Origin of the sequence: Pseudomonas qingdaonensis (assembly GCF_018398475.1) — a bacterium.
Taxonomy (GTDB): domain Bacteria; phylum Pseudomonadota; class Gammaproteobacteria; order Pseudomonadales; family Pseudomonadaceae; genus Aquipseudomonas; species Aquipseudomonas palmensis.
In genome coordinates this window covers 1,050,603-1,077,275 of record NZ_CP074676.1, presented here as the reverse complement: position 1 = coordinate 1,077,275, position 26,673 = coordinate 1,050,603, and the positions used below count along the sequence as shown (strand labels likewise).

At 65.4% G+C, this 26,673-nt stretch carries 19 protein-coding genes; 10 read left to right on the top strand and 9 right to left on the bottom strand.

Annotated features, from left to right (window positions below):
- Positions 1–42 precede the first annotated feature (42 nt).
- From KH389_RS04825 to KH389_RS04815, 3 genes are all read left to right on the top strand, one after another.
- Positions 43–1,122: a polyamine ABC transporter substrate-binding protein gene (locus tag KH389_RS04825; protein WP_054916396.1), complete on the top strand. Its 1,080-nt coding sequence runs from the start codon at positions 43–45 to the stop codon at positions 1,120–1,122.
- 117 nt (positions 1,123–1,239) lie between these two features.
- Entirely contained in the window at positions 1,240–3,156 is a 1,917-nt protein-coding gene (locus tag KH389_RS04820; RefSeq protein WP_213606978.1) for a hypothetical protein, read from the top strand.
- A gap of 42 nt (positions 3,157–3,198) precedes the next feature.
- Complete coding sequence (locus KH389_RS04815; protein ID WP_213606977.1) at positions 3,199–6,003, top strand: dermonecrotic toxin domain-containing protein; 2,805 nt, start codon at positions 3,199–3,201, stop codon at positions 6,001–6,003.
- Positions 6,004–6,057: 54 nt separating this feature from the next.
- Here the strand turns inward: KH389_RS04815 and KH389_RS04810 are convergent, their stop codons facing one another.
- Positions 6,058–7,641, bottom strand: a complete 1,584-nt coding sequence (locus tag KH389_RS04810; protein ID WP_043862501.1) for a peptide chain release factor 3 — start codon at positions 7,639–7,641, stop codon at positions 6,058–6,060.
- A 343-nt stretch (positions 7,642–7,984) separates the two neighbouring features.
- On the opposite strand from KH389_RS04810, the gene KH389_RS04805 reads away from it, so the two are divergent.
- Genes KH389_RS04805 through KH389_RS04790 form a run of 4 tightly spaced genes read left to right on the top strand, consistent with a single transcriptional unit; the run spans position 7,985 to position 11,422 of the window.
- A complete protein-coding gene (locus tag KH389_RS04805) occupies positions 7,985–8,698 on the top strand; it encodes an ABC transporter permease (protein WP_054916398.1) in 714 nt (237 codons plus the stop codon).
- Positions 8,699–8,712: 14 nt separating this feature from the next.
- Entirely contained in the window at positions 8,713–9,621 is a 909-nt protein-coding gene (locus tag KH389_RS04800) for a glycine betaine ABC transporter substrate-binding protein (RefSeq protein ID WP_213606976.1), read from the top strand.
- Positions 9,618–10,271, top strand: a complete 654-nt coding sequence (locus KH389_RS04795; protein ID WP_043862504.1) for an ABC transporter permease — start codon at positions 9,618–9,620, stop codon at positions 10,269–10,271. The genes KH389_RS04800 and KH389_RS04795 overlap by 4 nt, the downstream gene beginning before the upstream one ends.
- On the top strand, positions 10,268–11,422 hold the full coding sequence (locus KH389_RS04790) for an osmoprotectant ABC transporter ATP-binding protein OsmV (RefSeq protein ID WP_043862505.1): 1,155 nt from the start codon (positions 10,268–10,270) through the stop codon (positions 11,420–11,422). The genes KH389_RS04795 and KH389_RS04790 overlap by 4 nt, the downstream gene beginning before the upstream one ends.
- Positions 11,423–11,515: 93 nt before the next feature.
- Here KH389_RS04790 and KH389_RS04785 read toward each other — a convergent pair whose 3' ends face one another.
- The 3 genes from KH389_RS04785 to KH389_RS04775 all read right to left on the bottom strand — a co-directional run bounded on the left by KH389_RS04785 (position 11,516) and on the right by KH389_RS04775 (position 15,530).
- Positions 11,516–13,942, bottom strand: a complete 2,427-nt coding sequence (locus KH389_RS04785) for a TonB-dependent siderophore receptor (protein WP_043862506.1) — start codon at positions 13,940–13,942, stop codon at positions 11,516–11,518.
- A gap of 107 nt (positions 13,943–14,049) precedes the next feature.
- On the bottom strand, positions 14,050–15,024 hold the full coding sequence (locus KH389_RS04780; RefSeq protein ID WP_213606974.1) for a FecR family protein: 975 nt from the start codon (positions 15,022–15,024) through the stop codon (positions 14,050–14,052).
- 17 nt (positions 15,025–15,041) lie between these two features.
- Positions 15,042–15,530, bottom strand: coding sequence for an RNA polymerase sigma factor (locus KH389_RS04775; RefSeq protein ID WP_043862508.1), 489 nt, complete (start codon positions 15,528–15,530; stop codon positions 15,042–15,044).
- 620 nt (positions 15,531–16,150) lie between these two features.
- Here KH389_RS04775 and KH389_RS04770 point away from each other — a divergent pair.
- Complete coding sequence (locus tag KH389_RS04770) at positions 16,151–17,314, top strand: type III PLP-dependent enzyme (protein ID WP_043862509.1); 1,164 nt, start codon at positions 16,151–16,153, stop codon at positions 17,312–17,314.
- A gap of 66 nt (positions 17,315–17,380) precedes the next feature.
- Here KH389_RS04770 and KH389_RS04765 read toward each other — a convergent pair whose 3' ends face one another.
- From KH389_RS04765 to KH389_RS04755, 3 genes are all read right to left on the bottom strand, one after another.
- Positions 17,381–17,860: a hypothetical protein gene (locus KH389_RS04765; protein ID WP_054916403.1), complete on the bottom strand. Its 480-nt coding sequence runs from the start codon at positions 17,858–17,860 to the stop codon at positions 17,381–17,383.
- A 111-nt stretch (positions 17,861–17,971) separates the two neighbouring features.
- Positions 17,972–18,754, bottom strand: coding sequence for a tetratricopeptide repeat protein (locus KH389_RS04760; RefSeq protein WP_213606972.1), 783 nt, complete (start codon positions 18,752–18,754; stop codon positions 17,972–17,974).
- A gap of 3 nt (positions 18,755–18,757) precedes the next feature.
- The gene (locus tag KH389_RS04755; protein ID WP_043862512.1) at positions 18,758–19,438 is read right to left on the bottom strand and encodes a Fe2+-dependent dioxygenase; all 681 of its coding nucleotides are present in this window, start codon (positions 19,436–19,438) and stop codon (positions 18,758–18,760) included.
- A 217-nt stretch (positions 19,439–19,655) separates the two neighbouring features.
- Between KH389_RS04755 and KH389_RS04750 the strand changes: the two genes are divergently transcribed.
- Both KH389_RS04750 and KH389_RS04745 read left to right on the top strand, forming a co-directional pair.
- On the top strand, positions 19,656–21,947 hold the full coding sequence (locus KH389_RS04750) for a TonB-dependent receptor (protein WP_058541413.1): 2,292 nt from the start codon (positions 19,656–19,658) through the stop codon (positions 21,945–21,947).
- Between the two features lie 106 nt (positions 21,948–22,053).
- Positions 22,054–24,603 (top strand): PepSY domain-containing protein, encoded by a 2,550-nt coding sequence (locus KH389_RS04745; protein ID WP_196932729.1) that lies wholly within the window; start codon positions 22,054–22,056, stop codon positions 24,601–24,603.
- Positions 24,604–24,681: 78 nt separating this feature from the next.
- Here KH389_RS04745 and KH389_RS04740 read toward each other — a convergent pair whose 3' ends face one another.
- Both KH389_RS04740 and KH389_RS04735 read right to left on the bottom strand, forming a co-directional pair.
- Positions 24,682–25,473, bottom strand: a complete 792-nt coding sequence (locus KH389_RS04740) for an amidohydrolase (protein WP_043862515.1) — start codon at positions 25,471–25,473, stop codon at positions 24,682–24,684.
- Positions 25,461–26,609, bottom strand: coding sequence for a pyridoxal phosphate-dependent aminotransferase (locus KH389_RS04735; RefSeq protein WP_116052914.1), 1,149 nt, complete (start codon positions 26,607–26,609; stop codon positions 25,461–25,463). The genes KH389_RS04740 and KH389_RS04735 overlap by 13 nt, the downstream gene beginning before the upstream one ends.
- Positions 26,610–26,673: the final 64 nt, after the last annotated feature.

The following is a 26,673-nucleotide window of genomic DNA, read 5'->3' as shown; positions in this document are numbered from 1 at the left end:
CTGCCTCCTTCGACAAAAACAGACCAAGCAAGGAATCCGGACATGCGCCCATTGCTCTTCGCCCCGCTGTTGCTGGCCGCCTCCATCGCCCAGGCGGCCGACTCGGTAAAAATCTACAACTGGTCCAGCTACATCGCCCCCGACACCCTGAAGAACTTCCAGGCCGCCAGCGGCATCGTGCCCACCTATGACGTGTTCGACAGCAACGAGACCCTCGACGGCAAGCTGATGACCGGCAATTCGGGCTACGACGTGGTGTTCCCCTCCAACCACTTCATGGCCCGGCAGATCCAGGGCAAGGCGCTCAAGGCGCTGGACAAGCGCCAGTTGCCCAACTGGAAGAACCTCAACCCGGTGCTGCTCAAGGCGCTGGAAGTCAACGACCCGGGCAACCGCTACGGCTTCCCCTACCTGTGGGGCAGCACCGGCATCGGCTACAACATCGACAAGGTCAAGGCGGCGCTGGGCGAGAATGCCCCGGTGGACTCCTGGGACCTGATCTTCAAGCCAGAGAACATCAGCAAGCTCAAGAGCTGCGGCGTGGCGATCCTCGACAACGGCCCCGAACTGCTGCCGATCGCGCTCAACTACCTGGGCCTGCCGCACCACAGCCAGGACCCGGCCGACTACGAGAAGGCCAAGGCCCTGCTGATGAAGGTGCGCCCGTACATCAGCTACTTCCACTCCTCCAAATACACCGGCGACCTGGCCAACGGCGATATCTGCGTGGTGGTGGGCTTCTCCGGCGACGTGCTGCAGGCCAGAAACCGTGCAGAAGAGGCCAGAAACGGGGTGAAGGTGGGCTATGAGATTCCCAGGGAAGGCGCGCCGATGTGGTTCGACATGGTCGCCATGCCCGCCGATGCCCCGGACGAAAAGGCCGGCTATGCCTACATGAACTACCTGTTGCAGCCCGAGGTGATGGCCGACATCAGCAACCATGTGCAGTACGCCAACGGCAACCAGGCAGCCGACCGCCTGGTGGACCCGGCGCTCAAGGCCAACAGCATGATCTACCCGACCGATGCCATGCTCGGCAAGCTGTTCGCCCTGCAGGCCATGCCGGCCAAGATCGACCGCCTGCGCACCCGCATCTGGACCAGCATCAAGGCCGGCAACTGAGCCACCCTGCAATAGATACCACCCTCGGCCTGTGTGCCCCGGCAGCCTGAAGCCCTTGCCGGGGCAACAGCGCAGCCCGCCCGTTGCCCGGCGCCCACCCACTGCCGAGCACACACCATGCCCTTGAAGACCCTGCCGTACTTTCACCGCATTGCGCTGCGCCAGCGCTTTGCCGATCACCTGGCACAGACCCGAGACAGCCTCGATGAAGAGGAGCATCGCTGGCTGCAAGGCTGGCTGCAGGCGCCAGGGCCCGACGCGCCGCGAATCGACCGCCTGAGCGCGATCACCGCCAGCGCCCACGCCAGCGAACTGACCGCCAGCCTGCTGCTGAGCCGCAGCACGCACCCCCGTGTTTTTTTCTACCACCCGTTGCTGGGGCTGCTGCGCTTCGAAGACCGTACCCAGCTCAAGCACCACCTCGTTGAACTGCTGAACAGCGGCCACCCGCACGTACTGCTGCACTACATCGCCCCCAGGGATCGCCTGCTGGCAGGCCAGGGCGGCATCGTGGATGTTCAGGTCGAACGGCTGGAGGACGAGGTGTTCGAGTACCTGATGCTGGTCATCGCCGCTCGCCAGGGCCAGGCGCTGGGCGAGCTGCAGCAGCAGGTACTGGGCCAGCCGCCAGCCGACTCGTTGTGGGAGCAGGCCCTGGCCACCACCACCGCTACCGCTGCAGCGGCGCCGCAGCGCCTGGCGGCGGCACGCGACGGCCAACGGCAACTGCACCGGTACTGGCATACCGCCAAGGCCGGCAGCGAAACCCCGGCCCGGCAACTGGCCCGCCTGATGGGCGCGCGCGTGCGCGAGGCGATCACGCGCCAGGCCTGGGCCGGCGCCCTTGCCGAAACCGACCATGCAGCGCTGCTGCAATGGCTGGACACCGAGGCCCTCTCGCCCCTGCAGGCGTTCAGCCTCAACATCACCACCGCGCAAGGCCACAGCCAACTGCTGGAGGGCGTGCTCGCGCTCGACACCCGTGCCGGCCCGGTGTTCACCTGGTGTGCTGCACGCGGGCTGGAGCGCCATGCCAGCAAGCGGGCGTTGTTATCGTCGCTGACCGCCCCCCGGTTGCGCGACAGCTGGCGCCCGGTGGTCAGCCCATCGCGGCAGAGCCAACTGGGCGCCTTGCGCATCAGCGCCCTGCACCTGCAACCGCTGGCCGCCCCTGCACTGGACAGCTGGGTTGGCCAGGTGCTGAGCGCCCAGCAACAGGACATCGAAACACAACTGCGCCATGACAGCGGCCAGGACGGTTATCAGGCATGCCGCCAGGCGCTGGACCTCGACAGTCGACTGGCCGGCGAACTCGCGCGCCTGGGCACCTCGCCCCACGCCCACGACAGCCCGGCCACCCTGGCCCGGCTGCAAGCGTCGGCACAGGCAGCCGGCGCTGACCTGGAGGAACTGAACCGGCTGGTGAGCGCACTGACCGGCCACGCGCAGGCACTGTTCGAAGAGGTGCCAGGCCTGGAGGCGGTGACTGCGGCAGGGCTCGACCAGGCCCTTGCCGCAGTGCTGGACAAGGGCCCGCCAGTGACCCAGGTACGCCTGGGCCAGCCCGACGCCGGGCGCACCTGGCTGAGCCTGGCCGAACTGGTGTGGCAGCGGCTCGGCGGTATCGGTACCTCGCTGGATGAACGCTGGCTGGTCAGCGGCCCGGTGGTGGCCGAACAGCCTGTGGCCTTGCCTGCGCTCGACCTGGCGCTGACCCGACAGGCTGTCGCACAGGTCGCTGATGCCACCGGCAGCCAACTGGCGAGCGCCCTGACGCAGTATCAAGCGCAGCGACGCACGTACCTCAAGCACCTGTGGCAACTGGCCCTGACCCTCGAATACCGCCTGCTCGACCACGACAGCCTGCTGCCAGCCCCGGCACGCGCGCTGATTCACGCCGCCCTGTTTCCGGCGCCCTCGCCGGCAGCGCCGGCCTGGGCCTGGCAACTGGCCCTGGACCAGGCACCCAGCAGCGAGGCCCTGCTGCTGACCCGCCAGCCGCTCGAGGCACAGCCCGATCTGTGGCTGCTGTAGACCCTCGACCAGGGCTTTGCCGCATTCACCTCGCGCCTGGCGTTGGAGCAGGCCGTCGCAGCGCACTACCCCGCCGCGCAACGCTTTCAATGGCTGGCGCTGGCAGGCGCACCTGCGCACCACCTGCAGAGCTGGCAGGCCGAACACGACGTGGCCGCAACGCGGCGCGCCTTCGACCGGCTCACCCGGCGCGGCCTGCCTGCCGCGCACCTGCCCGACCTGCTGCGCAGCACGCTCGACACGCCTGGCACGCTGCGCTACCTGCAGCGTCTGCAGCGCCTGGCCAGTGCCCGGCGCCTGCGTGGCCATATGCCTGACTGGCTGGCGCAGGCCGCCCCCACCGAACAGTACGGCTACCTGCAGGTTCTGGGGCGCAACCTGCTGCAAAGCCCGTCACCACAGGACTACCTGTTCGACATCCCGGCGGTGACCGACTATGCCCGCCAACGGGTTCAGGCCCGCCTGGACCAGGACTTCGCGGCCGGCCGCTACCCTGCCGACCAGCTGTTGATCACCACCACGCGCTGGGTCACCGCGTTGCCGCCCACCGGTGAGGTCCCCACAGGCGAAGCGGCCGCCAGCATCCAGCACCGCCAGACCCTGGTCGACTACGCGCTCAACCATTACCGCGACTGGGACCACGCCATCACCGCAATCACGCTCGAGGGCGACATGACCGTGCCTGCACGCATCGATGCCGCCTACCTGCGGGCGCTGGTGCGCGAACTGGACCTGGGTCAAGGCTATCGCCAGCTGCTGGCCGAGCAACTGGACCGCAACCATGCGAGCTACCCCAGGCGCCTGCGGCTGTTCTGCCGGCAATTGCCGGGGCAACTGCTGGAGGCGGCGTGGCGCGCCCGGCTCCAGGGGCAACTGGGCGCAGCCGACGTCGAGTGCATCCGCGCCGTCGTCGAGCAGCCCGACGCCACCGCCCGTGACCAGCTGCCAGCCCCCGCCGCACAACTGGTGCCCCTGGAACTGATCGCCGACAGCGGCCTGCCCCCCGATACCGTGCCCGGGGTGTACCTGTTCATGTACGCCAGCCCCGCGCCCGGCCCCGTGGTGATGTACACGCCGTACCAGGCCGGCGGTCTGTTCCAGGCCTTCAGCAGTTCGGCCGACCTGCTGCAGCAGCTTCGCAGCGTGCCGGCCCTGCAGGCCCGGATACTGGCCTGCATGCCCGACACGATGCGCCCGCGCTACGACCACGGTGGGTTCACCGAGGCCCACCTGCCCTACAGCGCCGAATTCGATTTCGAGCTGCCGCTGTATGCCCAGCAGCCGGTGACCCTGGCCTGGCGCCCGGTACAGGGCAACGCCCTGCAGTACCTGTTCGAGACCAATGCAGCGTTGCTGCAGGGCATGGCCCATACGCAACTGGTGAGTACCGCCGAAGCCCGCTGGGCCACCCTGAAAGAGGTACTCGGGCTGCTCTGGAGCCAACTGACCCTGTTCATCCCCGGCCGCATCGGCCTGCTGCTGGCCGCGTGGCAGGGCGAACTGTCGCTGCTGCAATTGGCCGAGCGCCCCTCGGGCGACTGGGCGCAGGCCTTGTCGGAACTGACCTGCACCCTGGTGCAGGGCCTGCTGGCCGGGCATGGCGTGCGCGAACAGGGCCCTGGCGCGCTGCCGGCCGACGAAGGCGAATTCTGGCGGCGCCTGGGGCAGGCGTCGCACCAGCGGCTGTCCGCCTACGAAGTGCCGCAGCAGTCCCTCGATGGCCTGGCCAGCCGCGAGAAGATCTATACCGACGTCGATGGCCAGACGCAGTTCGCCTGCCTGGAGGGCAAGGTGTACGGCGTTCGCCAGCTGGACCAGCGCTGGCACCTGAGTGCGCCGGACATCGACGAACCAGGGCCACGCCTGCTCAGCGAAGGCAACGGCCGCTGGCAGATCGACCCGCAGCAGGCCATACCCGTGCTAAGTGGTGGCATCATCGGCAGGCTGGGCGGGTGGGCCTCGCGTCAGGTGATGGCCGGCAACGATATCGTCATCCGGGCCGTGGGCATGCGCCAGATCCAGCGACTCATGCCGGCCCGTGCGCGCATGCTGCGCCAGGCACACCGCACGGCGCTCGACTACCTGGGCATCTGCCTGGACAACCTGCAGCAGGCCAGCCCGGTGCAACGCATGCCGGCACAGACCCGCACGATCCTCAGCGATTTCTTCGGCGTCGAACCCGACGAAGCGCTGCTGCAGCGCGTACGTGAACCGGTGGAAAAACTCTTCGAACTGATGACCTCGCAGGACTACTCGGTCGCCACGTCCAGGCGCTACATCCTGGCCAGCAATATCGGCAACTACACCGGCATCGCCTTCACCTCGCCCCATGACCCGCTCCGGCAACTGTTTCTGCTGGACGCCTATTTCGACGTCAGCTACCTGGGCAGGCTCCAGCTCAGGCCCGAGCTGTCTTGGCAGGAAGCCGATGCCATTGCGCGTGCCAACTGCCTGCTGCACGAGTTCTCGCATATCGCCTATGACACACGCGACATGCGCTACCTGGATGCCTCGCTGGCGTTTGCCGACCTGCTCATGCCCGGCGAGCAGCAGGATTGGCTCAGGCGCCAGCACGACGAGGCGTTCTCTCACCGTTCACCGGCCCGGCGCCTGTTCGTGGTGCGCTCACGCGACGGTACCCGACGCGACATCACCCGTGACGACAACAAGGGCCTGAGCCTGATCCTCAAGATCGCCGACACCCGTGACCTGGCGGTCGCGCGCCAGCGCTTTCTGGACGATGCGGTGGTGCGCTCGCGAATCATGCTCAAGAACGCCGACTCGCTGACCTTGCTGGTCTACCGCCTGGGCCAGGCAAGCCATCGCCCACCGGCGGCGGGGGGCTGAAACGAAAACGCCCGCGCAGCCAGGGGGCTGCGCGGGCGTGGGGTGTGCGAAAACTCAGTGGTGTTCGCGGGTGGCGCGGAATTTCACGTCCGGCCAGCGTTCTTCCATCAGCGCCAGGTTGACCCGGGTCGGTGCCAGGTAGGTCAGGTGACCGCCACCGTCGATTGCCAGGTTTTCCACGGCCTTGTTGCTGAATTCCTCGAGTTTCTTCTTGTCGTCGCAGCTGATCCAGCGCGCCGACCACACGGTGATCGGCTCGTAGCCGCACTCGACCTTGTACTCTTCCTTCAGGCGGCTGGCGACCACGTCGAACTGCAGCACACCCACGGCGCCGAGGATGATGTCGTTGCTGCGCTCGGGGAAGAACACCTGGGTGGCGCCCTCTTCGGCCAGTTGCTGCAGGCCCTGGCGCAGCTGTTTGGACTTGAGCGGGTCCTTCAGGCGCACGCGGCGGAACAGCTCAGGGGCGAAGTGCGGGATACCGGTGAAGCCCAGGCTCTCGCCCTCGGTGAAGGTGTCGCCGATCTGGATGGTGCCGTGGTTGTGCAGGCCGATGATGTCGCCGGCGAACGCCTCTTCGAGCTGCTCGCGCTCGGACGAGAAGAACGTCAGTGCGTCGCCGATGCGCAGGTCCTTGCCGGTGCGCACGTGGCGCATCTTCATGCCCTTCTCGTACTTGCCCGAGCAGATGCGCATGAACGCGATGCGGTCGCGGTGCTTGGGGTCCATGTTCGCCTGGATCTTGAACACGAAGCCGCTGAACTTCTCTTCGGTCGGCTCCACGGTGCGCTCATGGGCCACACGTGGCAGCGGACGTGGCGCCCAGTCGACCACCGCGTCGAGCACATGGTCGACACCGAAGTTGCCCAGCGCGGTACCGAAGAACACCGGGGTCAGCTGGCCGTTGATGAACTCGTCCTGGTCGAACTCATGGCAGGCGCCCTGCACCAGTTCCAGTTGCTCGATGAAGCGCTCGTACTCGTCACCCAGGTGGGCGCGGGCTTCGTCCGAGTCGAGCTTCTCGATGATCTTCACCTCGGTACGCTCGTGGCCGTGGCCCGGGGTGTACACGATGATGTAGTCACCGGCCAGGTGGTACACGCCCTTGAAGTCGCGGTAGCAGCCGATCGGCCAGGTGATCGGCGCGGCCTTGATCTTGAGAACCGCCTCGATCTCGTCGAGCAGCTCGATCGGGTCGCGGATATCGCGGTCGAGTTTGTTGATGAAGCTGACGATGGGCGTGTCACGCAGACGGCACACGTCCATCAGGGCGATGGTACGTGGCTCTACGCCCTTGCCGCCGTCGAGCACCATCAGCGCCGAGTCCACTGCGGTCAGGGTGCGGTAGGTGTCTTCGGAGAAGTCTTCGTGGCCGGGGGTATCGAGCAGGTTGACCATATGGTCGCGATACGGGAACTGCATCACCGAGGTGGTGATGGAGATGCCGCGCTGCTTTTCCATTTCCATCCAGTCGGAGGTGGCATGGCGGTCGGACTTTCGCGATTTCACCGTACCGGCGACGGCAATCGCCTTGCCCATCAGCAGCAGCTTCTCGGTGATGGTGGTCTTACCCGCATCGGGGTGGGAAATAATGGCGAAGGTGCGGCGTTTCGCGACTTCGGCGGCCTGGTTGGTCATGGGAAATCGCCTGACTGGAGATTCAAAAAAGGGCGGCGATTATAGCCCAAACTCACCCCCTAACTGAACCACTGGGTCGATCTGCGCTGGCCAAATGCCGCTTCGGATGGGAACCTTTGCATCTGCGGAGACGTCCACTGCCCTGTTACGAGATGTTACGTATACGGTTTTCAACCGTTCGTCAGGGTGGGTTTCATCGGCAACATGCGCCTGACGAGGCTGCGCTCATGGCGTGTTCCGCTCTACCGGAGCGACCCGCTGCTTATCGCGATCACACTGCCTGCTGCCTGGACCGGCAGCCGCCACGGGAGTGTGCCCGCCGACAAAAAAAAGGAGTCCGCCTGTGGCTAAACGCTATGGCAAGGGGCTGATGGGATGGGCCGCCGCGCTCGTCATCCTGGCCCTGCTGATCCACTGGATCGGCATCGATACAATCGCGCACTACCGCGCCGATCTGTGGTTCTACCTGCAAGCGCACCTGATGCTGGTGGCGTGCTCGATGGTGGCGGCGCTGGCCGTGGGTATCCCCGCCGGCATTGCCTTGAGTCGACCGCACCGGGTCGACCGCGCCGAACGCTTCATGCAGATCTTCAACATTGGCAACACCGTTCCCCCCCTGGCCGTTCTGGCCATCGCCCTGAGCTTTCTGGGCATCGGCGCAGGCCCGGCAATCTTCGCGCTGTTCCTCGCCTCCCTGCTGCCCATCGTGCGCAACACCTACGAAGGCCTGAAAAACGTCCCCGCCTCGCTCAAGGAAGCCGCCACCGGCATCGGCATGACCCCGCGCCAGACGCTGTGGCGGGTCGAGCTGCCCAATGCGGTACCCATCATCGTCGGCGGCGTTCGAGTGGCACTGGCAATCAACGTGGGTACCGCGCCGCTGTCGTTCCTGATCGGCGCCAACAGCCTGGGCAGCCTGATCTTCCCCGGCATCGCCCTTAACAACCAGCCGCAACTGTTGCTGGGCGCCGCCACCACGGCCTTGCTCGCCCTGCTGCTCGATGCGCTGGTCAGCCAATGCAGTCGCCGCTGGCTCGAACGCGGCCTGGCCAACTAAGCGAAGGAACCCCCATGAAAAGAATCGCCTTGTTGCTGGGCGCGGCCCTGCTGTTCGCAGGATTCGCCCAGGCCGCCGACAAACCCCTGATCCGCCTCGGCGCGCGGGTGTTCACCGAACAGACCGTGCTGGCCGAAATCACCGCGCAGTACCTGCGCAGCCACGGCTTCGACGTGCGCATCACCGGCGGCCTGGGCAGCACCCTGGCGCGCAGCGCGCAGGAAAGCGGCCAGCTGGACATGGTGTGGGAATACACCGGCGTGTCGCTGGTGTCCTACAACCATATCGACGAACGCATGGACAGCGCCGAGGCCACCTACGCCCGGGTCAAGCAGTTGGACGTGAAGAAGGGCCTGGTGTGGCTGGCACCCTCGAAGTTCAGCAACACCTATGCCCTGGCGCTGCCGCGCAACATCGCCGAGCAGTACCCGCAGGTCAACACCATCAGCCAGCTCAATCAGGTGCTGCGCGACGAGCCCGACCGCAGCCATGTACTGGCGCTGGACACCGAGTTCGCCAACCGCCCCGACGGCCTGGTGGGCCTGACCCAGACCTACGACCTGCAGTTCACCCGCCGCGACATCCGCCAGATGGACGCCGGGCTGGTGTACACCGCGCTGCGCAACGGCCAGGTGTTCAGCGGGCTGGTGTACACCACCGACGGGCGCCTGAGCGCCTTCGACCTCAAGCTGCTGGACGACGACCTGCATTACTTCCCCGACTACACCGCCGCCCCGGTGGTGCGCCAGGCCGTGCTCGACGCCCATCCGCAACTGGCCGGGCTGCTCAAGCCGCTGGCCGAGCAACTGGATGACGAGACCATGCGCCAGCTCAATGCCAAGGTGGACGTCGAGCACCAGAGCCCGAGCAAAGTCGCCGCCGCCTACCTGCGCCAGCATCCACCTGCCGAGGAGCAACCATGAGTCTGCTTGATACCTTCGCCCACCTGGACTGGGCCCAGGTGCTGCAACTGACCTGGGAGCACATCACCCTGGTCGGCATCGCGGTCACCCTGGCCATTCTGATCGGCGTACCGCTGGGCATCCTGATGACCCGCTTTCCGGTGCTTGCCGGGCCTCTGCAGGCCAGCGCCACGGTGCTGCTGACCGTGCCGTCGATCGCCCTGTTCGGCCTGCTGCTGCCGTTCTATTCCAAGTTCGGCCAGGGCCTGGGCCCGCTGCCGGCGATCACCGCGGTGTTTCTGTACTCACTGCTGCCGATTCTGCGCAACACCTACCTGGCGCTGACCAACGTCGAGCCCGGCATACGCGAAGCCGCCCGCGGCATCGGCATGACCTTCGGCCAGCGCCTGCGCATGGTCGAGCTGCCGATTGCGGTACCGGTGATTCTGGCTGGTGTACGCACCGCCGTGGTGATGAACATCGGCGTGATGACCATTGCCGCGACCATCGGTGCCGGTGGCCTTGGCGTACTTATCCTGACCTCCATCAGCCGCAGCGACATGTCGATGCTGCTGGTCGGCGCCGTGCTGGTGAGCCTGCTGGCCATCTTCGCCGACCTGCTGCTGCAAGCCCTGCAACGCTCGCTGACTCCAAAAGGACTGCTCAAATGATCGAACTTCAGAACCTGTGCAAGACCTTCCACAGCAACGGCAAGGACGTAAAGGCCGTCGACTCGGTAAGCCTGACGGTCAACGAAGGCGAGATCTGCGTGTTCCTCGGCCCGTCCGGGTGCGGCAAGAGCACCACCCTCAAGATGATCAACCGCCTGATCGCGCCCACCTCGGGCAAGGTGCTGATCAATGGCGAAGACACCACCGACCTGGACGCGGTGACGCTGCGTCGCACCATCGGCTATGTGATCCAGCAGATCGGCCTGTTCCCCAACATGACCATCGAGGAGAACATCACCGTGGTGCCGCGCCTGCTCGGTTGGGACAAGCACAAGTGCCACGAGCGGGCCCGCGAGCTGATGAGCATGATCAAGCTCGAGCCCAAGCAGTACCTGCACCGCTACCCGCGTGAACTGTCCGGTGGCCAGCAGCAGCGTATCGGCGTGATCCGCGCGCTGGCGGCGGATGCGCCGCTGCTGCTGATGGACGAGCCGTTCGGTGCGGTCGACCCGATCAACCGCGAGATGATCCAGAACGAGTTCTTCGAGATGCAGCGTGCATTGAACAAGACCGTGATCATGGTCAGCCACGACATCGACGAGGCGATCAAGCTGGGCGACAAGATCGCCATCTTCCGCGCCGGCAAGCTGATCCAGATCGACCACCCCGACACCTTGCTGGCGCACCCGGCAGATGACTTCGTGAGCAACTTCGTGGGCCAGGACAGCACCCTCAAGCGCCTGCTGCTGGTGCGTGCCGAGGATGCGGCGGACAACGCGCCATCGGTGAGCCCCGAGACGTCGGTGGCCGATGCGCTGGAGCTGATGGACGAACATGACCGTCGCTACGTGGTGGTCACCGATGGCCAGAACAAGGCGATGGGCTATGTGCGCCGGCGCGACCTGCACCGTCAGCAGGGCACCTGCGCGGACTTCCTGCGCACGTTCAACGCCACCGCCGCGCATGACGAGCACCTGCGCATCCTGCTGTCGCGCATGTACGAGTTCAACCGTTCGTGGTTGCCGGTGCTGGACGCCGAGAACGTGTTCCTGGGCGAGGTCACCCAGGAATCGATTGCCGCGTACCTGAGCTCGGGGCGTTCGCGGGGCATGAAGACCAGCATCGTGTCGCCGGCCGAAACAGTGGCCTGAATAGCTCCACCGCGATCTACTGCCGAACAGACAAGGCTGACAACGCCGGTCCGGCAGGCCATGGCCTGTGTGATCGGCGTAGCGAAGGCGTTGTCAGAACCCTACACTGGCCTGCACATAGAACGTGCGCGGCTCGCCCAGATAGATCCCCGAATTGTTGTCGCTGGAACGGGTGAAGAACTGCTTGTCGAAGATGTTCTTCACCCCCGCCGCCAGCTTCAGGTTCGACAGCTGCGCACCAAAGTCATACCCGCCCCGCGCACTCCAGGTCACATACCCCGGAATGTCGCCATACTGCCCATCAGCCGTCGGTTCGGTGATGTAGTCGCCGGTGAAGGCACCTTTGCTGGTCATGCCGGTACCCGGAGCACGCTGTTTGGATTGCGCATAGGCGTCCACATTCCAGGTCCAGCGGTCCACCTGGTAACGCAGCCCGGCATTGGCGATCTGGCGTGAGTAGAACGGCAGGTCGCGCCCTTCGAAGCCCGGGATCGCCCCTTCATAGGTGGCGCGGGTGTAGGTGAAGCCGGCGTTCGCACTCAAGCCCTGCAGACGCGGGTCCAGCCCTGCCAGGTCGTAGTGCATCGAGGCCTCGATGCCCTGGTGCTTGGTCGCGCCCAGGTTGGTCCAGCCCACGTCGTTGCTGATGTACTGCAGCTCGTCATCGAAGTCGATGTAGAACGCGGTCAGCTCGCCGCCCCAGTTGCCGTTGTCATAGCGCGTGCCGATCTCGTAGGTCTTGGCCTTCTCGGCCTGCAGGCCGTTGGCGGTCTGGTCGCCCTGCCCGCCCTGGCCCAGCTGGAAGTACTGCAGGCTGCCGAACGAGGTCTCGTAGTTGGCGAACAGCTTCCACGCATCGGACAGGTGATACATCACACTCAATGCCGGCAGCGGTTCGTTGCTGGTCACGCTGCGGCTCTTGGCCACCACCGGCTTGTTGCCCAGGCCCATGACCGGGCGATCGTTCCAGTCGGTGTTGATGTGCTCGAAACGCACGCCCGGGGTGATGGTCCAGTTGCCCACGTCGATCTTGTTGTCGATGTAGTAGGCGCTGGCCTCGGTGCCGCCGGTACGGTCCTGGTACACGTGGCCGTCGGATTCAGGGGTTACGGTGGGCACGTTGTCGATCAGCGCCAGGCGCGTGGCCTGCTCGTGCATGGCTTCCTTGAGGTAGCGATAACCGACGCTGACCTCCTGGGTGGCCGGCCCGGTGACGAACACCCGCGACAGGCGCGGCTCGACGGCAAAGGTGTGGTAGCTGCGCGGGTACGACGACAGCGTCTGCTGGTCGCGCGCGGCAATGCTGCTGCCACGGAAGCTGTCGGTGTAGTAGGTCTGCACCTCGAACTGGGTCACGTCGTCGATCTGGCGCAGGTACTTGAGCGAGACATCCTTGCGCCGACCGGTGAAGTTGTCGTGGTCGCGGTCGGACTGGTAGGGGTTCTTGTCGAACTGGGCCTGGGTCAGGCCGCCGGGCATGTCGGCCTTGCCATCGTAGTAATGGAAGTTCAGCGACAGCTCGTCACGGTCGGTCAGCGCCCAGTGGGTCTTGAACAGCACGTCGTCGATGTCGTTGCTGTTGTTGCTGCTGCGGTAGCCATTGCCCTTGACCCCGGAGTACAGCAACGCCGCACCCAGGCCATTGTCGGCGGTGCCGCCAAGGAAGGCCGACTCGATGTGCTTCCAGCCGCCATGACGCGAGGTCTGGATCGTGGTGCCCAGCTCGCCGGTGGCCTTCTCGGGGATGGCTCGGGTGACGAAGTTGATCACCCCGCCGACGTTCTGCGGCCCATAGCGCACCGAGCCTGCGCCGCGCACCACGTCGATGCTGTCCAGGTTGCCCGAGGAAATCGGCGCCATCGACAACTGCGGCTGGCCATACGGGGCGAATGCGGCGGGAATGCCATCGATCAGCACCGTGGAACGCGGCGACAGGCGCGAGGTGAGCCCGCGCACGCCGACGTTCAGCGCGATGTCGCTACCGCCGGTGCCGTTGGAGTCCTGCACCTGCACACCCGGCACCCCGCGCAGCACGTCGCGCACGCTCAGCGCGCCCTGCTCGACCATGGCTTCACGGCGTACCACGGTGCGCGCACCGGGGTGGTTCTGCACCACGCTTTCCTGAGCGTCGCCCAGCCAGTCGCCGACCATGCTGATGTCGGTAGGCGCCAGCTCCAGGGTGCCGGGCGCCGTGCTCACTGGCTGCGCCGCGTGCAGCACCACGGTGCCCTGGGAAATCTCGTAGGTCAGCCCGCTGCCCTGCAGCAGGGCCTGCAGCGCCTGTTCGGGGGCCAGGTTGCCGGACACCGCCGGGGCCTGCTTGCCGGCCACCAGGTCGGGGCTGAAGAACAGTTGCAGCGATGTCTGCCGGCCCAGCTGGCCCAGTGCCGCGGCCAGCGGCTGGGCCTGGATCTGGATGCTGGTGGGTGCCGAATCGGCGTAGCTGTTGGCGATGCCGCCGCTGACGGCCAATGCCAGTGCCAGCGGCAGCCAGCGTTTGGAAACCTTGTTGTTGTTCACGTCGTCGAGAAGTCCTGAGGGTCAGAAAATCGGCCACCGCCTGCGAATGAAAATGCTTGGCAGTTGCAGTTGGGCAGGAAGACGAACAACGGGAAAAAAACCTGAATCTATTTTGCGATTATTTCTTGCGAGCCATCGGCATGGGCCTTGATGGCCACCGGCAGGATGCTGGGCAAGGCGCGCAGCAGGGCGTCGGTGTCATCGGTGCTGAAGCTGCTGCTGAGGCGCAGCGCCGCCGTTTTGCCGGGGGCCACGCGCAGCGGGTGTTCGCGGTAGCGCGACACCTCGCGCACCACCTCGCCCAGCGGCACATCGTTGAACACCAGTTTGCCGCCGCGCCAGGCGGTCAACGCGGCGGCGTCCACCGTATAGGGCGCTGCCACCGCGCCATGGGCATCGATGTGCGAACCGAGGCCGGCGCTCAGCAGCGCCTGCGCCTGGCCGTCGCCCTGCACGCGCACCGAACCCTGCTCGACCGCCACGCGGGTCTGCTCGCTGTCGCGGCGCACATCGAAGCGCGTACCGGTGACCGTGACCTTGCCATGGCCGGTGCTGACCACGAAGGGGCGGGCCGTATCATGGGCAACGCTGAACATCACCTCGCCCTGCTCCAGGCGAATGTCCCGCTGCCCGGCACTGAAACTCACCTGCACCCGCGTGCGGCCGTTGAGCTCCAGGCGCGAGCCATCGGGCAGGTCGAGCTGGCGACGCTCGCCCAGGCCGGTCTGCATCTGGCCCTGGTAATTGAGCTGGTGCTGCTGCCAGCCGAACCAGCCAAGCCCTGCCGCGACCGCCACCACACTGGCTGCCAGGGCCTGGCGCAACAGGCGTCGACGCGGCAGCTGGCGCACCGGGTCGGGCGCACACAAGGCCTGCAGGCGCTCGCGCGGCAGCAGGTCGGCCGCGCCCCACAGGCGCCCGAGCAGGTCGTACTCATATTTATGCTGGGGGTGCTGCGCCAGCCAGGCATGCAGTTGCGCCTGCTGCTGGGGCGTCAGGGGCGCATCGCGGCCACGGGCGAACCATTCGGCGGCCTGCTCGCGCACGGCGTCATCGCCGCAGGGGCATGTGCCCTGATTCATGAAAACATTTGCCTGACTCATCTCGTTGACACATCCAGGTGCTCACGCAGATGCCGGAGCGTGCGGATCATATACTTTTCGACCATGTTCTTGGTCAAGCCCATGCGCTCGGCGATCTCGGCCTGGGTCAGGCCTTCGAGCTTCTGCCAGATGAACACCTTGCGGCAGTTGAGCGGCAACTCGGCCAGGGCGCGTTCCACGCTGTCGGCCAGCTCCAGTGCATGCACATAGGCCTCGGGGTCATCGCCCGGGGTGGGCGACAGGTCCAGCCCTTCCTGCTCCAGGGCCTGGCGCCGGTCTTCGCGCCGGTAGCCGTCCACGGCAATGTTGCGTGCCGTCTGGTGCAGATAGGCGCGCGGCTGCTCGACTGGCAGGGCGGGGTTTTCCAGCACCCGCACAAAGGCATCGTGCGCGAGGTCCTCGGCCTGCTGACGACTGCGCAGCTTGCGTGTCCAGGTGCCGATCAGCTCATGGTAGTGGTCGAGGAAGCCTTTGTGTCGAGACACGGTGCGGGGGTCGTCGCTAGGCGGGAGGGAGGTTGCGAATAGTAATGTTTCTTATTAAACCCGGCAATCACCGCCGAGCGATTGCCCTGCAACAGCGCCCATGCGAGCGGCTAAAAATATGCACACACGCCCCGCTGCGAACGGTGCCCGTGCCCTGCCCGTTCAAGCTGTTTGCGTGCGCTTGCCCAACCTTTTGGGGCCATCGTCGCCGAAGTTGACGCCATCGTTGTTTTAGCTGAGTTGGCCTGCAAAAGCTGCGAACGTGCGGGTATTTTTAACGCTTCGCAAAACTTCGGGAACATCTGCCTGTCATCCGGGTCGGTTAAAACGAGGGGTGTCTGCAACGTGCGTCAGCGTAGCGAAAAAACGCGAGATTTTTTGTTGATCTTGAATCCTTCAGGTCCTAAAGTTCGCGCCGAGCGTCCATGCTGGAAACGATCCATCCGGCTCAAGTACTGACGACGAGACAGCAAGGTCACCCGCTGCGCAGCTTCTGCGACCCGGTTGACCTTTTTGCTTTCGGCGACATGCCTTGGGAAGTAGGCGAACCAAAGTGGGGATACGGAGGGCGCTCAGTTGCAGCCACTTATTCATTCAGTTTGCCCATGGAGTCCCCCAGCATGTCGATCCAGGTCGAAGACTACTTCGCACGCGATACCTTCAACAAAATGAAGGCGTTCGCCGACAAGCAAGAAACCCCGTTCGTGCTCATCGACACGGCCATGATCAGCAAGGCCTATGACGACCTGCGCGCCGGTTTCGAATTCGCCAAGGTGTACTACGCGGTCAAGGCCAACCCTGCGGTCGAAATCATCGACCTGCTCAAGGACAAGGGCTCGAACTTCGACATCGCCTCGATCTACGAGCTGGACAAGGTGATGGCCCGCGGCATCGGCCCGGAGCGCATCAGCTACGGCAACACCATCAAGAAATCCAAGGACATCCGCTACTTCTACGAGAAGGGCGTGCGCCTGTACGCCACCGACTCCGAAGCCGACCTGCGCAATATCGCCAAGGCCGCACCGGGCTCGAAAGTGTATGTACGCATCCTTACCGAAGGCTCCACCACCGCCGACTGGCCGCTGTCGCGCAAGTTCGGCTGCCAGACCGACATGGCCATGGACCTGCTGATCCTGGCCCGCGACCTGGGCCTGGTGCCTTACGGCATCTCCTTCCACGTGGGTTCGCAGCAGCGCGACATCAGCGTGTGGGATGCGGCCATCGCCAAGGTCAAGGTGATCTTCGAGCGCCTGAAGGAAGAAGACGGCATCGTGCTCAAGCTGATCAACATGGGTGGCGGCTTTCCGGCCAACTACATCACCCGTACCAACAGCCTGGAAACCTACGCCGAAGAGATCATTCGCTTTCTCAAGGAAGACTTCGGCGACGACCTGCCGGAAATCATCCTGGAGCCTGGCCGCTCGCTGATCGCCAACGCCGGCATCCTGGTCAGCGAAGTGGTGCTGGTGGCGCGCAAGTCGCGTACCGCCGTGGAGCGCTGGGTATACACCGACGTGGGCAAGTTCTCCGGCCTGATCGAAACCATGGACGAGTCGATCAAGTTCCCGATCTGGACCGAGAAGAAAGGCGAGATGGAAGAGGTGGTGATCGCCGGCCCGACCTGCGACAGCGCCGACATCATGTATGAACACTACAAGTACGGCCTGCCGCTGAACCTGGCCATCGGTGACCGCCTGTACTGGCTGTCGACCGGCGCCTACACCACCAGCTACAGCGCGGTGGAGTTCAACGGCTTCCCGCCGCTGAAGGCGTACTACCTGTAACCACGGGTCAGCTGCACACGAAAGGCGACGGTTGCTACCGTCGCCTTTTTTCATGGGCCCACGCGGTCAGCTCAGCACACGCAGTACATGTGCCTCGAACTCGAGGTTCTCCCCGCTGATCACATTCAGGTAATCCATGCCGTCGGAGTGACGGTAGTTGCCGATGCTGCACTCGTAGGTGTCATAGAGCTTCAGTCGCAGCACGTCATGGTCGCCCCACTCCCCCATGGGCTTGACCAGCCAGGGCTCGCTGGTACCCCCCGGGAACAGGCCCACATAGTGATTGAAGTTCTTGCCCACCGCCGCGCCCCGATAGAACCCGGTATCCGAAGAGCTGGAGATGTTGTAGGTAATGCGCCGGTCGGTGTGGGAGACGTAGTCGAAACGAAAATTGACCGGCTTGATGAGCCGGGTGTCGGTCATCACCTGCAACCAGCCATCGTTGTCGATGCCGCCTTCGACCAGGCTGATACCGATACGGCCCTTGTGGCCCGGCGTCACCGAGTAGAGGCTGGCGATGAATGAGAAATTCCAGGTGTCACTCATGGGGACCCCCTGCGCAGGCAAGGCCCGGGTGACTGGCAAGACGGTGGTTGCTGTTCATGGTCGATCTTCCTTGAGAAGCATGGGAGTGATCGAGCATAGAAAGGCGGCAGGCTAAACCCGAGAGTGAAGGCTTTCCGTGGCCTGCCGCGACACCTGCTCCAGACGCTGCCGATAGGCCCCCGCCATCGCCTGGATCTGCGGCTGCTCGGCCTGCTCCAGGCTGGCCACTGCAGCACGCAGGAAGTTGCCGTTACCCTGCTCCAGGGCCTTTTGCAGCCACACCAGCGACTGCTCCATGTGGCCTTGCTCGGCGAGGATCGCCGCATGGCTGAACTGCCCGCGAAAATCGCCGGCCTCGGCAGAAAGACGATACCAGTGCATGGCGGCGTGCCGGTCGGCCGCGCAGGCCAGCCCCTGCTCCAGGTAACGTCCCAGCAGGTTCATCGACTTGGCGTGGCCGGCGTGGGCGGCCTGCTGATACAGGTGCAGGGCCGCAGCATGGTCCTGGCCCACACCCCGCCCCGTGGCCAGCAGGTTGGCCAGGTTGTACTGACCCCAGTCCAGCCCTGCGGCAGCGGCCGCACGGTAGTGAGCGGCCGCCGCCGCCAGGTCGGCCTGCCCTCCCCACCCATGCTCCAGGCAGCGCCCGAGCATGTTGTGCCCCATCGAACTGCCCTGGCGGGCGGCAATGCCGAACCAGGTCCGCGCCAGTGCCGGGTCCTGCTCGATGCCACGCCCGTCGAGCAGGATCTGCCCCAGCAGCAGCTGTGCCTCGACAACGTTCTGCGCGGCAGCCGCCAGCAGGGCCTGGGCCGCCTTGCCCGGACTGTGTTCGATGAGTTGATGCAACTGGTCGATATCGACCTGTTCTTCGCGACGCAGGCTGAAGGTCACGGCTCAGACCTCTGCCCAGCGGCGCAGCAGGTTGTGGTAGGTGCCGGTGAGCTGAATCAGCGACGGGTGGTCGGGCACATCCACCGTGAGCTGCTGGATGGCGTTGTCCATCTCGAACAGCAAGGCCCGCTGGCTGTCCTCGCGCACCATGCTCTGGGTCCAGAAAAACGCCGCATAGCGCGCCCCACGGGTTACCGGGTTGACCTTGTGCAGGCTGGTGCCGGGGTACAGCACCATGTCGCCTGCCGCCAGTTTGACCTGCTGCAGGCCATAGGTGTCCTGGATCTCCAGCTCGCCACCGTCGTATTCGTCGGGGTCGCTGAAGAACAGTGTCGACGACAGGTCGGTACGTACCCGCTCATGGCTGCCGCGCGGCTGGCGAATGGCGTTGTCGATGTGAAAGCCGAAGCTGCCCCCTTCGCGGTAGCAGTTGACCAGCGGCGGGAACACCTTGAACGGCAGCGCCGCCGACATGAAGCGCGGGTTGCTCCACAGGCGCTCGATCATCGCGCTGCCGATTTCCTTGGCCAGCGGGTGCGCCTCGGGCAGCTGCAGGTTGTGCTTGGCCTTGGCCGACTGGTAGCCCGCGGTGATCTTGCCGTCGGCCCAATCGGCCTGCTCCAGCGCCTGGCGAATACGCTGCACTTCTTCGCGGGTGAACAGGCCGGGAATGTGTAAAAGCATGGCGCAGGCACCAGGGGTCGGCTAAAGGGCGTCAATGGTATTGATTCTTATTGAACCAGTACAAGCCCCTTGCGAGGGGCGGGACGTTTCAGCAGGCATAAACCGCCACACAAAGGTGTAAAGAATGTAAATTCAGTAAGAATAGCAATTGATCTCAATTGTTACTCATATTTGTTTACATTATATTTCGGCGCCTTCACACCTTGGGGACCTTCCGATGTCGCGCCATTACGTGCCTACCGCTGTCAGTTCACCACGCCTGCTTGCTTCTGCCATCGGGGTCGCGTTGAGCGCCACGTCCGCCGGCCACCTGGCCTATGCGGCCGACGCAGCCCCGGCCACAAGCGGCTCGATCGCGCTGGATGCCACCAGCATCAATGGCCAGGCCGATACCGCCAGCACCGACTACAAGGTCGAGAAGTCCTCATCGCAGAAGTACACGGCGCCGCTGGTGGACATCCCGCGCAGCGTGACCGTGGTGCCGCAACAGGTCATCAAGGACACCAACGCCCTGACCCTGCAGGATGCCCTGCGTACCGTGCCGGGCATCACCATGGGCGCCGGCGAAGGCGGCAACCCGTCGGGTGATCGCCCGTTCATTCGCGGCTTCGACTCGCAAGGCTCGATGTACCTGGACGGCGTGCGTGACGTGGGCTCGCAGACCCGCGAGATCTTCGCCATCGAATCGGTTGAAGTGGCCAAGGGCCCCAACTCGACCATCGGCGGGCGCGGTGCAGCCGGTGGCACCATCAACCTGGTGACCAAGAAGGCCCACCTGGGCAACAGCACCGACGGTGCCTTCACCTGGGGCTCGGACCAGACCAAGCGCTACACCTTCGATGGCAACTACCAGTTCCTCGACACCGCAGCGTTTCGCCTGAACCTGATGAGCCACGAAAGCAACGTGGCCGGTCGCGACGAGGTCAACTACGACCGCTGGGGCGTGGCCCCGTCCCTGGTGTTCGGCCTGGGCACCCCGACCCGCGTGAGCCTGGACTACTACCACGTGGAGAGCGACGACCTGCCGGATTCGGGCATCCCCTACGGCCTGCGCTCGGGCAGCACCGCCGGGCGCACCTCGGCCAACCCGGACAAGCCTGACGATGGCGGCCGCAGCAGCAACTACTACGGCCTGGTCGATCGCGACTTCTACAAGACACGTGCCGATATCGCGACCATCGCCGTCGAGCACGACCTGAACGATGCGCTGACCCTCAAGAACACCCTGCGTCACGGCAACACCCTGCAAGACTTCATCTACAGCCAGCCCGACGACAGCAAGGGCAACATCCTCAACGGTGAAGTCTGGCGCCGCCCGAACAACCGCGTGGCCAACACCCGCACCACCACCAACCAGACCGACCTGTTCGGCGAGGTGTACATCGGCGGGTTCAAGAACACCTTCTCCACCGGTATCGAGCTGAGCCGCGAGGCCTCCACCAAGGAAGGCTACGACATCACCGGCTTCCGTTCCGGCAACTGCTCTTCGGCCACCGGCCAGATCCCGGGTGTGTGCACCTCGTTCCCCAATCCCAACCCGAACGAGGCCTGGGGCGGCGACGTGACCCGTACCGATGCCGGCGCCGACACCACCAGCAGCACCCGCGCCATCTACCTGACCGATACCCTGGAGCTGAACCCGGCCTGGCTGCTGACCATGGGCCTGCGCTACGACCACTTCGACACCAAGGCCAAGACCAAGGTGGCGGGCGGTGCGACCAGCTTCAAGACCGAAGACACCAGCGAGTTCGTGACCGGCCAGCTGGGCCTGACCTGGAAGCCGACCGACAACGGCAGCGTGTACATCTCGTATGCGACCTCGGCCACCCCGGCCGGCGCTTCGCTGGGTGAAGGCAGCGACGGCAACCCGCTGCTGACGCCGACCACCACCAGCGACCTGAAGGCCGAAGAGACCACCAACTACGAAATCGGCACCAAGTGGGACCTGCTCGATCAGCGTCTGAACCTGACCGCCGCGATCTTCCGCACCGAGAAGGAAAACGCCCGCGTACTGGTCGATGCCAACACCTACCAGAACGCCGGCAAGAGCCGCGTCGATGGCCTGGAGCTGACCGCCACCGGCAAGCTGACCAATGACTGGCAGGTATTCGCCGGCTACACCTACATGGACGCCAAGCTGGTCGACGGTGGCGCGCAGTCGGTCGGCGGTGTGCTGGTGGACGGCTACAACGACGGCAACCAGATGCCCAACACGCCGAACAACAGCCTGACCCTGTGGACCACCTACAACGTCACGCCAAAACTCACCCTCGGCGGTGGTGCCTTCTACGTCGACGACGTGTTCGGCAACGTGACCAACAGCGTGATGGTCGATTCGTACTGGCGCTACGACGCCATGGCCAGCTACAAGCTGACCAAGAACGTCGACCTGCAGCTGAACGTGCAGAACCTCACCAACGAGGTCTACTACGACAAGGCCTACGCGGCGCACTACGCCAACCAGGCGGCCGGTCGCACGGCGCTGCTGACCACCAGCTTCCACTTCTGACGGCAGCTGGCAGGCCCGGCCCCGTTCACTTCGGTGATCGGGGCCTTTGTGTATCAAGGCATAATGCGCGGCGCATTCACGCAACCCGCAACACAAGGTGGTCGATGTGGTGAAGAAAAGCCTGTTTCAACTGCACTGGTTCTTCGGCATCACCGCCGGGCTGGTGCTGGCGCTGATGGGAGTGACCGGGGCAACCTGGTCGTTCCAGGACGAATTGCTGCGCCTGTTCAACCCACAGGTGCTCAAGGTGCAGGTGCGCGACGAAGGCGTGCTGCCGCCGGCCGAACTGGTGCGCCGCGTCGAGGCCGAACAGGGCGACAAGGTGTCGATGCTGTGGGTGAACGTGCGCAGCGACGAAGCTGCGCGCATCTTCTTCACCCCACCGCCGGGCGAGCGCCGCGGCACCCTGCGCTATGCCGACCCCTACACCGGCAAGCTGCAGCCCCCGGTCAGTGGCCAGGGGTTCTTCGACCTGATGCTGCAGTTGCACCGCTTCCTCGCCATGGGCGACACCGGCCGGCAGATCACCGGTGCCTGTACCCTGATGCTGATCTTCTTCTGCCTGTCGGGGCTGTACCTGCGCTGGCCGCGCCAGGCGCTGAACTGGCGAACCTGGCTGACCCTGGACTGGGCGAAGAAAGGTCGTGCCTTCAACTGGGACCTGCACGCGGTGGCCGGTACCTGGTGCCTGCTGTTCTACCTGCTGTTTGCCCTGACCGGGTTGTTCTGGTCCTACGAGTGGTACCGCGAGGGGCTGAACCGGTTGCTGGGCGATGCACCGGCCGCTGGCGAACAGCGCAAGCGCGGCGAAGGCCGTGGCCGCCCGCCCGCACCCGGCAAGGATGCGGCGCCGCTGGTGGTGGACTACGACGCCATCTGGACCAGCCTGCAGGCAGCGGCCGGCCCGGGCCTGCGCACCTACAACCTGCGCCTGCCACCGGCCGGCGGCCAGCCCGCCACCCTGTTCTACCTGCTCGACAACGCCGAGCACGAGCGCGCGCTCAACACCCTGAGCCTGGACCCGGCCACCGGCGCGGTACGCCAGCACGATCGCTACGCCGACAAGTCGTTCAAGGCGCAGCTGCTGGCCAGCGTGTATGCCCTGCATGTGGGCAGCTACTTCGGGCTCACCGGGCGCATCCTGGTGACCCTCGCCAGCCTGAGCATGCCGCTGTTCTTCATCACCGGCTGGCTGCTGTACCTGGACCGCAGGCGCAAGAAGCGCCAGGTACGCGAGGCGCGCAAGGGCCTGAACCCGGCCGGCGACACAGGCAACGGATGGCTGGTGGGGTTTGCCAGCCAGAGCGGCTTCGCCGAACAACTGGCCTGGCAGAGCGCCGGGCAACTGCAGGCGGCGGGCCTGGCGGTGCGCGTGCAGCCCCTGGCGACGCTGACCGAAACCGATCTGCAGCAGGCGCAACGCGCGCTGTTCGTGGTCAGCACCTTTGGCGACGGCGAGGCGCCGGACAGCGCCCGCGGCTTCGAGCGCAAGGTGCTTGGCCAGCCGTGGACGCTGGGTAACCTGAACTACGCCCTGCTCGCACTGGGAGACCGCCAGTACCCGCATTTCTGCGGGTTTGCGCGCAGCTTGCAGCACTGGCTGGAGGCTCGCGGTGCCACCGCCAGTTTCTCTGCCGTGGAAGTCGACAGTGCAGATCCTGCTGCCTTGCAGCAATGGCAGCAGCAATTGGCGGCATTGACCGGCGCAGCGCCGCTGTCTGCCTGGCAGCCGCCGCAGTTCAGCGCCTGGACCTTGACCCGACGCGAGCTGCTCAACCCCGGCAGCCAGGGCGCACCGGTGTACCTGCTCGGTCTGCAACCGTCGCAGCCAGAGCGCTGGGATGCCGGGGACCTGGTCGATGTACTGCCGCGCAATGCCGGTTCGACGGTCAAGGCGTTGCTCGACGGGCTTGGCCTTGAGCCTCACACGCCTGTGCGAGTGGACGGCCTGGAGGAGCGCCTGGACCATGCACTGGGCGGGCGGCTGTTGCCGGCCAGCCGCGGCCACCTGATCGGCCTGCACGCGCAGGCGCTGGTGGATGCGTTGATCCCGGTGGCAGCGCGCGAATACTCCATCGCCTCGATTGCCAGTGATGGTGTGCTGGAGCTGATCGTGCGCCAGGAGCGTCATCCGGACGGCACGCTGGGCCTGGGCTCGGGCTGGTTGACCGAACACCTGGCGCTGGGCGCGAGCGTGAGCGTGCGGTTGCGCCGCAACAGCGGTTTCCATCTGCCGACGGCTCCGGCACCGATGATCCTGATCGGCAACGGTACCGGGCTGGCCGGGTTGCGCAGCCTGCTGAGGGCGCGAATCGTGGACGGCGAGCAACGCAACTGGCTGCTGTTTGGCGAACGTAACCGGGCGCATGACTTCCTGTGCGAGGAGGAACTGCAGGGCTGGCTGGCGAGTGGTGAACTGGCGCGGCTGGACCTGGCGTTCTCGCGGGACCAGGCGCAGAAGGTGTATGTGCAGGATCGGCTGCGCGAACAGGCTGATGAGCTGCGCCGATGGCTGGCGGAGGGAGCGTCGATCTATATCTGCGGCAGCCTTGAAGGCATGGCGGCGGGTGTGGATGCGGTGCTGGCCGAGGTGCTGGGGGCTGAAGAGCTTGAGCAGTTGATCGAGCTGGGGCGGTACCGGCGGGATGTGTATTGAGCGTCACTCTTCGCCGGCAAGGCCGGCGCCTACGGGGCTGGTGGATGCCCGTAGACGCCGGCCTTGCCGGCGAAGGGGTCAGTGCAGGTCGAAGGTGTCGGCATCCAGGTTGGCCGGGAACCGCGTGCGGTATGCGGCAAGGTCCGCCGCACTCAGCACCACGGTGAACACGCCGTCTGCCTCGCCGGCACTGAGCAGGCTCTCGCCCTGGAAGTCCAGCACCTGGCTGTCGCCGCTGTAGCCAAAGCCCTTGCCATCGGTGCCCACGCGGTTCACCGCCGCCACATAGCACAGGTTCTCGATGCCCCGTGCCGGCAGCAGGCGGTTCCAGTGCAGGCGCCGTGCCGCCGGCCAGTTGGCGGTGTACAGCAGCAGGTCGGTGTCCTGTGCATCGCGGCTCCACACCGGGAAGCGCAGGTCGTAGCAGATCAGCGGGCGCACCCGCCACCCCTTGAGCTCGAACTGCACCTGGCGCTCGCCGGGGGTGTAATGCTTGTGCTCGCCGGCCATGCGGAACAGGTGGCGCTTGTCGTAGAACAGGATCTCGCCGTCCGGGCGCGCCCACAGCAGGCGGTTGCGGTGGCTGCCGTCCTCGGCCTGGATGATCACGCTGCCGGTCACCACGGCATCGAGCTTCCTGGCCTGGCTCTTGAGCCATTTGTAGGTGGGGCCGTTTTCCGGCTCGGCCAGGCTTTCGGAGTCCATCGAAAAACCGGTGGTGAACATCTCCGGCAGGATGATCAGGTCCGCGCCGCGGGCCTGCTCCAGCAGCACCTCGAAATGCTCGTAGTTGGCCATGCGGTCCTGCCAGGCCAGGCTGGTCTGCACCAGCGCCACGGTCAAGTTGGGCAATGTACTCAGATCGCGCATAGTTTTTCCGCTGCCTGACGCAGCGTCTCCTCGCGTTTGGCGAAACACAGGCGCACCAGGCGCTGCTCGGGAATGGGTTGCTGGTAGAACACCGACACCGGAATGGTCGCCACGCCGTGTTCGCGGGTCAGCCATACCGACATCTGCACGTCGTCGAGGTCCGGGCGAATCGCCGAATAGTCCACCAGCTGGAAATACGTACCGGCCACCGGCTTGAACTGGAAGCGAGAGCCTTGCAGCAGGCCACAGAACAGGTCGCGCTTGGCCTGGTAGAACGCCGGCAGCTCTTCGACATGTTCCGGGTGCTCGGCCATGAAATCGGCCAGCGCCCACTGCAGCGGCGTCACGCCGCAGAAGTTGACGTACTGATGCACCTTGCGCAACTCGGCACTCAGGGCTGGCGGCGCGATCACATAGCCGGTCTTCCAGCCGGTCACGTGGTAGGTCTTGCCGAACGAACTGACCACGAAGGCCCGCGCGTACAGGGCTTCGTGGGCCAGCACGCTGGCGTGGCGCGCGCCGTCGTACACCAGGTGCTCGTACACCTCGTCGCTGAGCACATAGATGTCACGGTCGGCGATCAGCGCCGCCAGCTGGTCCAGCTCGGCACGGGTAATCAGCGCGCCGCTGGGGTTGTGCGGCGAGTTGATGACGATCATGCGGGTACGCGGGCTCAGCGCATCGCTGAGTTTCTGCCAGTCGATGGCAAAGCTGTCGGCGCCCAGTTGCACGTGCACGCAACGGCCACCGGCCAGTTCCACGGCGGGTTCGTAGCTGTCGTAGCAGGGGTCGAAGACGATGACTTCGTCGCCGGGGCGGATCACCGCGTGGATGGCGCAGAAGATCGCGGCCGTGGCGCCGGGGGTGATGGTCACCTCGTGGTCGGCATCGACCGTCACGCCATACTGGCGAGCGACCTTGGCCGCTACCTGCTGACGCAGGGCCGGCAGGCCGGTCATGGGGGAATACTGGTTGTGGCCGGCACTGATGTGCCGCCCTACCGCGTCCAGCAGCGCTTGCGGGCCGTTGAAATCGGGAAAGCCCTGGGACAGGTTCAGGGCGCCGGTTTGCACGGCGAGCTGGGACATGGTGGTAAAGATGGTGGTGCCGACGTTCGGCAACTTGCTGCTGATCATGGAGCCCTCTTTCCTGCGCGGTCAGGCTCCGAGCATAGCGGATTGGACCGCCAGGTTGTAGGAG

What these genes read in the sequence shown, in the direction of transcription:
- KH389_RS04825 (WP_054916396.1), top strand. Translation starts at nt 43, where the DNA reads ATGCGCCCATTGCTCTTCGCCCCGCTGTTGCTGGCCGCCTCCATCGCC.
- KH389_RS04820 (WP_213606978.1), top strand. Translation starts at nt 1,240, where the DNA reads ATGCCCTTGAAGACCCTGCCGTACTTTCACCGCATTGCGCTGCGCCAG.
- KH389_RS04810 (WP_043862501.1), bottom strand. Translation starts at nt 7,641, where the DNA reads ATGACCAACCAGGCCGCCGAAGTCGCGAAACGCCGCACCTTCGCCATT.
- KH389_RS04800 (WP_213606976.1), top strand. Translation starts at nt 8,713, where the DNA reads ATGAAAAGAATCGCCTTGTTGCTGGGCGCGGCCCTGCTGTTCGCAGGA.
- KH389_RS04795 (WP_043862504.1), top strand. Translation starts at nt 9,618, where the DNA reads ATGAGTCTGCTTGATACCTTCGCCCACCTGGACTGGGCCCAGGTGCTG.
- KH389_RS04790 (WP_043862505.1), top strand. Translation starts at nt 10,268, where the DNA reads ATGATCGAACTTCAGAACCTGTGCAAGACCTTCCACAGCAACGGCAAG.
- KH389_RS04780 (WP_213606974.1), bottom strand. Translation starts at nt 15,024, where the DNA reads ATGAATCAGGGCACATGCCCCTGCGGCGATGACGCCGTGCGCGAGCAG.
- KH389_RS04770 (WP_043862509.1), top strand. Translation starts at nt 16,151, where the DNA reads ATGTCGATCCAGGTCGAAGACTACTTCGCACGCGATACCTTCAACAAA.
- KH389_RS04765 (WP_054916403.1), bottom strand. Translation starts at nt 17,860, where the DNA reads ATGAGTGACACCTGGAATTTCTCATTCATCGCCAGCCTCTACTCGGTG.
- KH389_RS04755 (WP_043862512.1), bottom strand. Translation starts at nt 19,438, where the DNA reads ATGCTTTTACACATTCCCGGCCTGTTCACCCGCGAAGAAGTGCAGCGT.
- KH389_RS04750 (WP_058541413.1), top strand. Translation starts at nt 19,656, where the DNA reads ATGTCGCGCCATTACGTGCCTACCGCTGTCAGTTCACCACGCCTGCTT.
- KH389_RS04740 (WP_043862515.1), bottom strand. Translation starts at nt 25,473, where the DNA reads ATGCGCGATCTGAGTACATTGCCCAACTTGACCGTGGCGCTGGTGCAG.
- KH389_RS04735 (WP_116052914.1), bottom strand. Translation starts at nt 26,609, where the DNA reads ATGATCAGCAGCAAGTTGCCGAACGTCGGCACCACCATCTTTACCACC.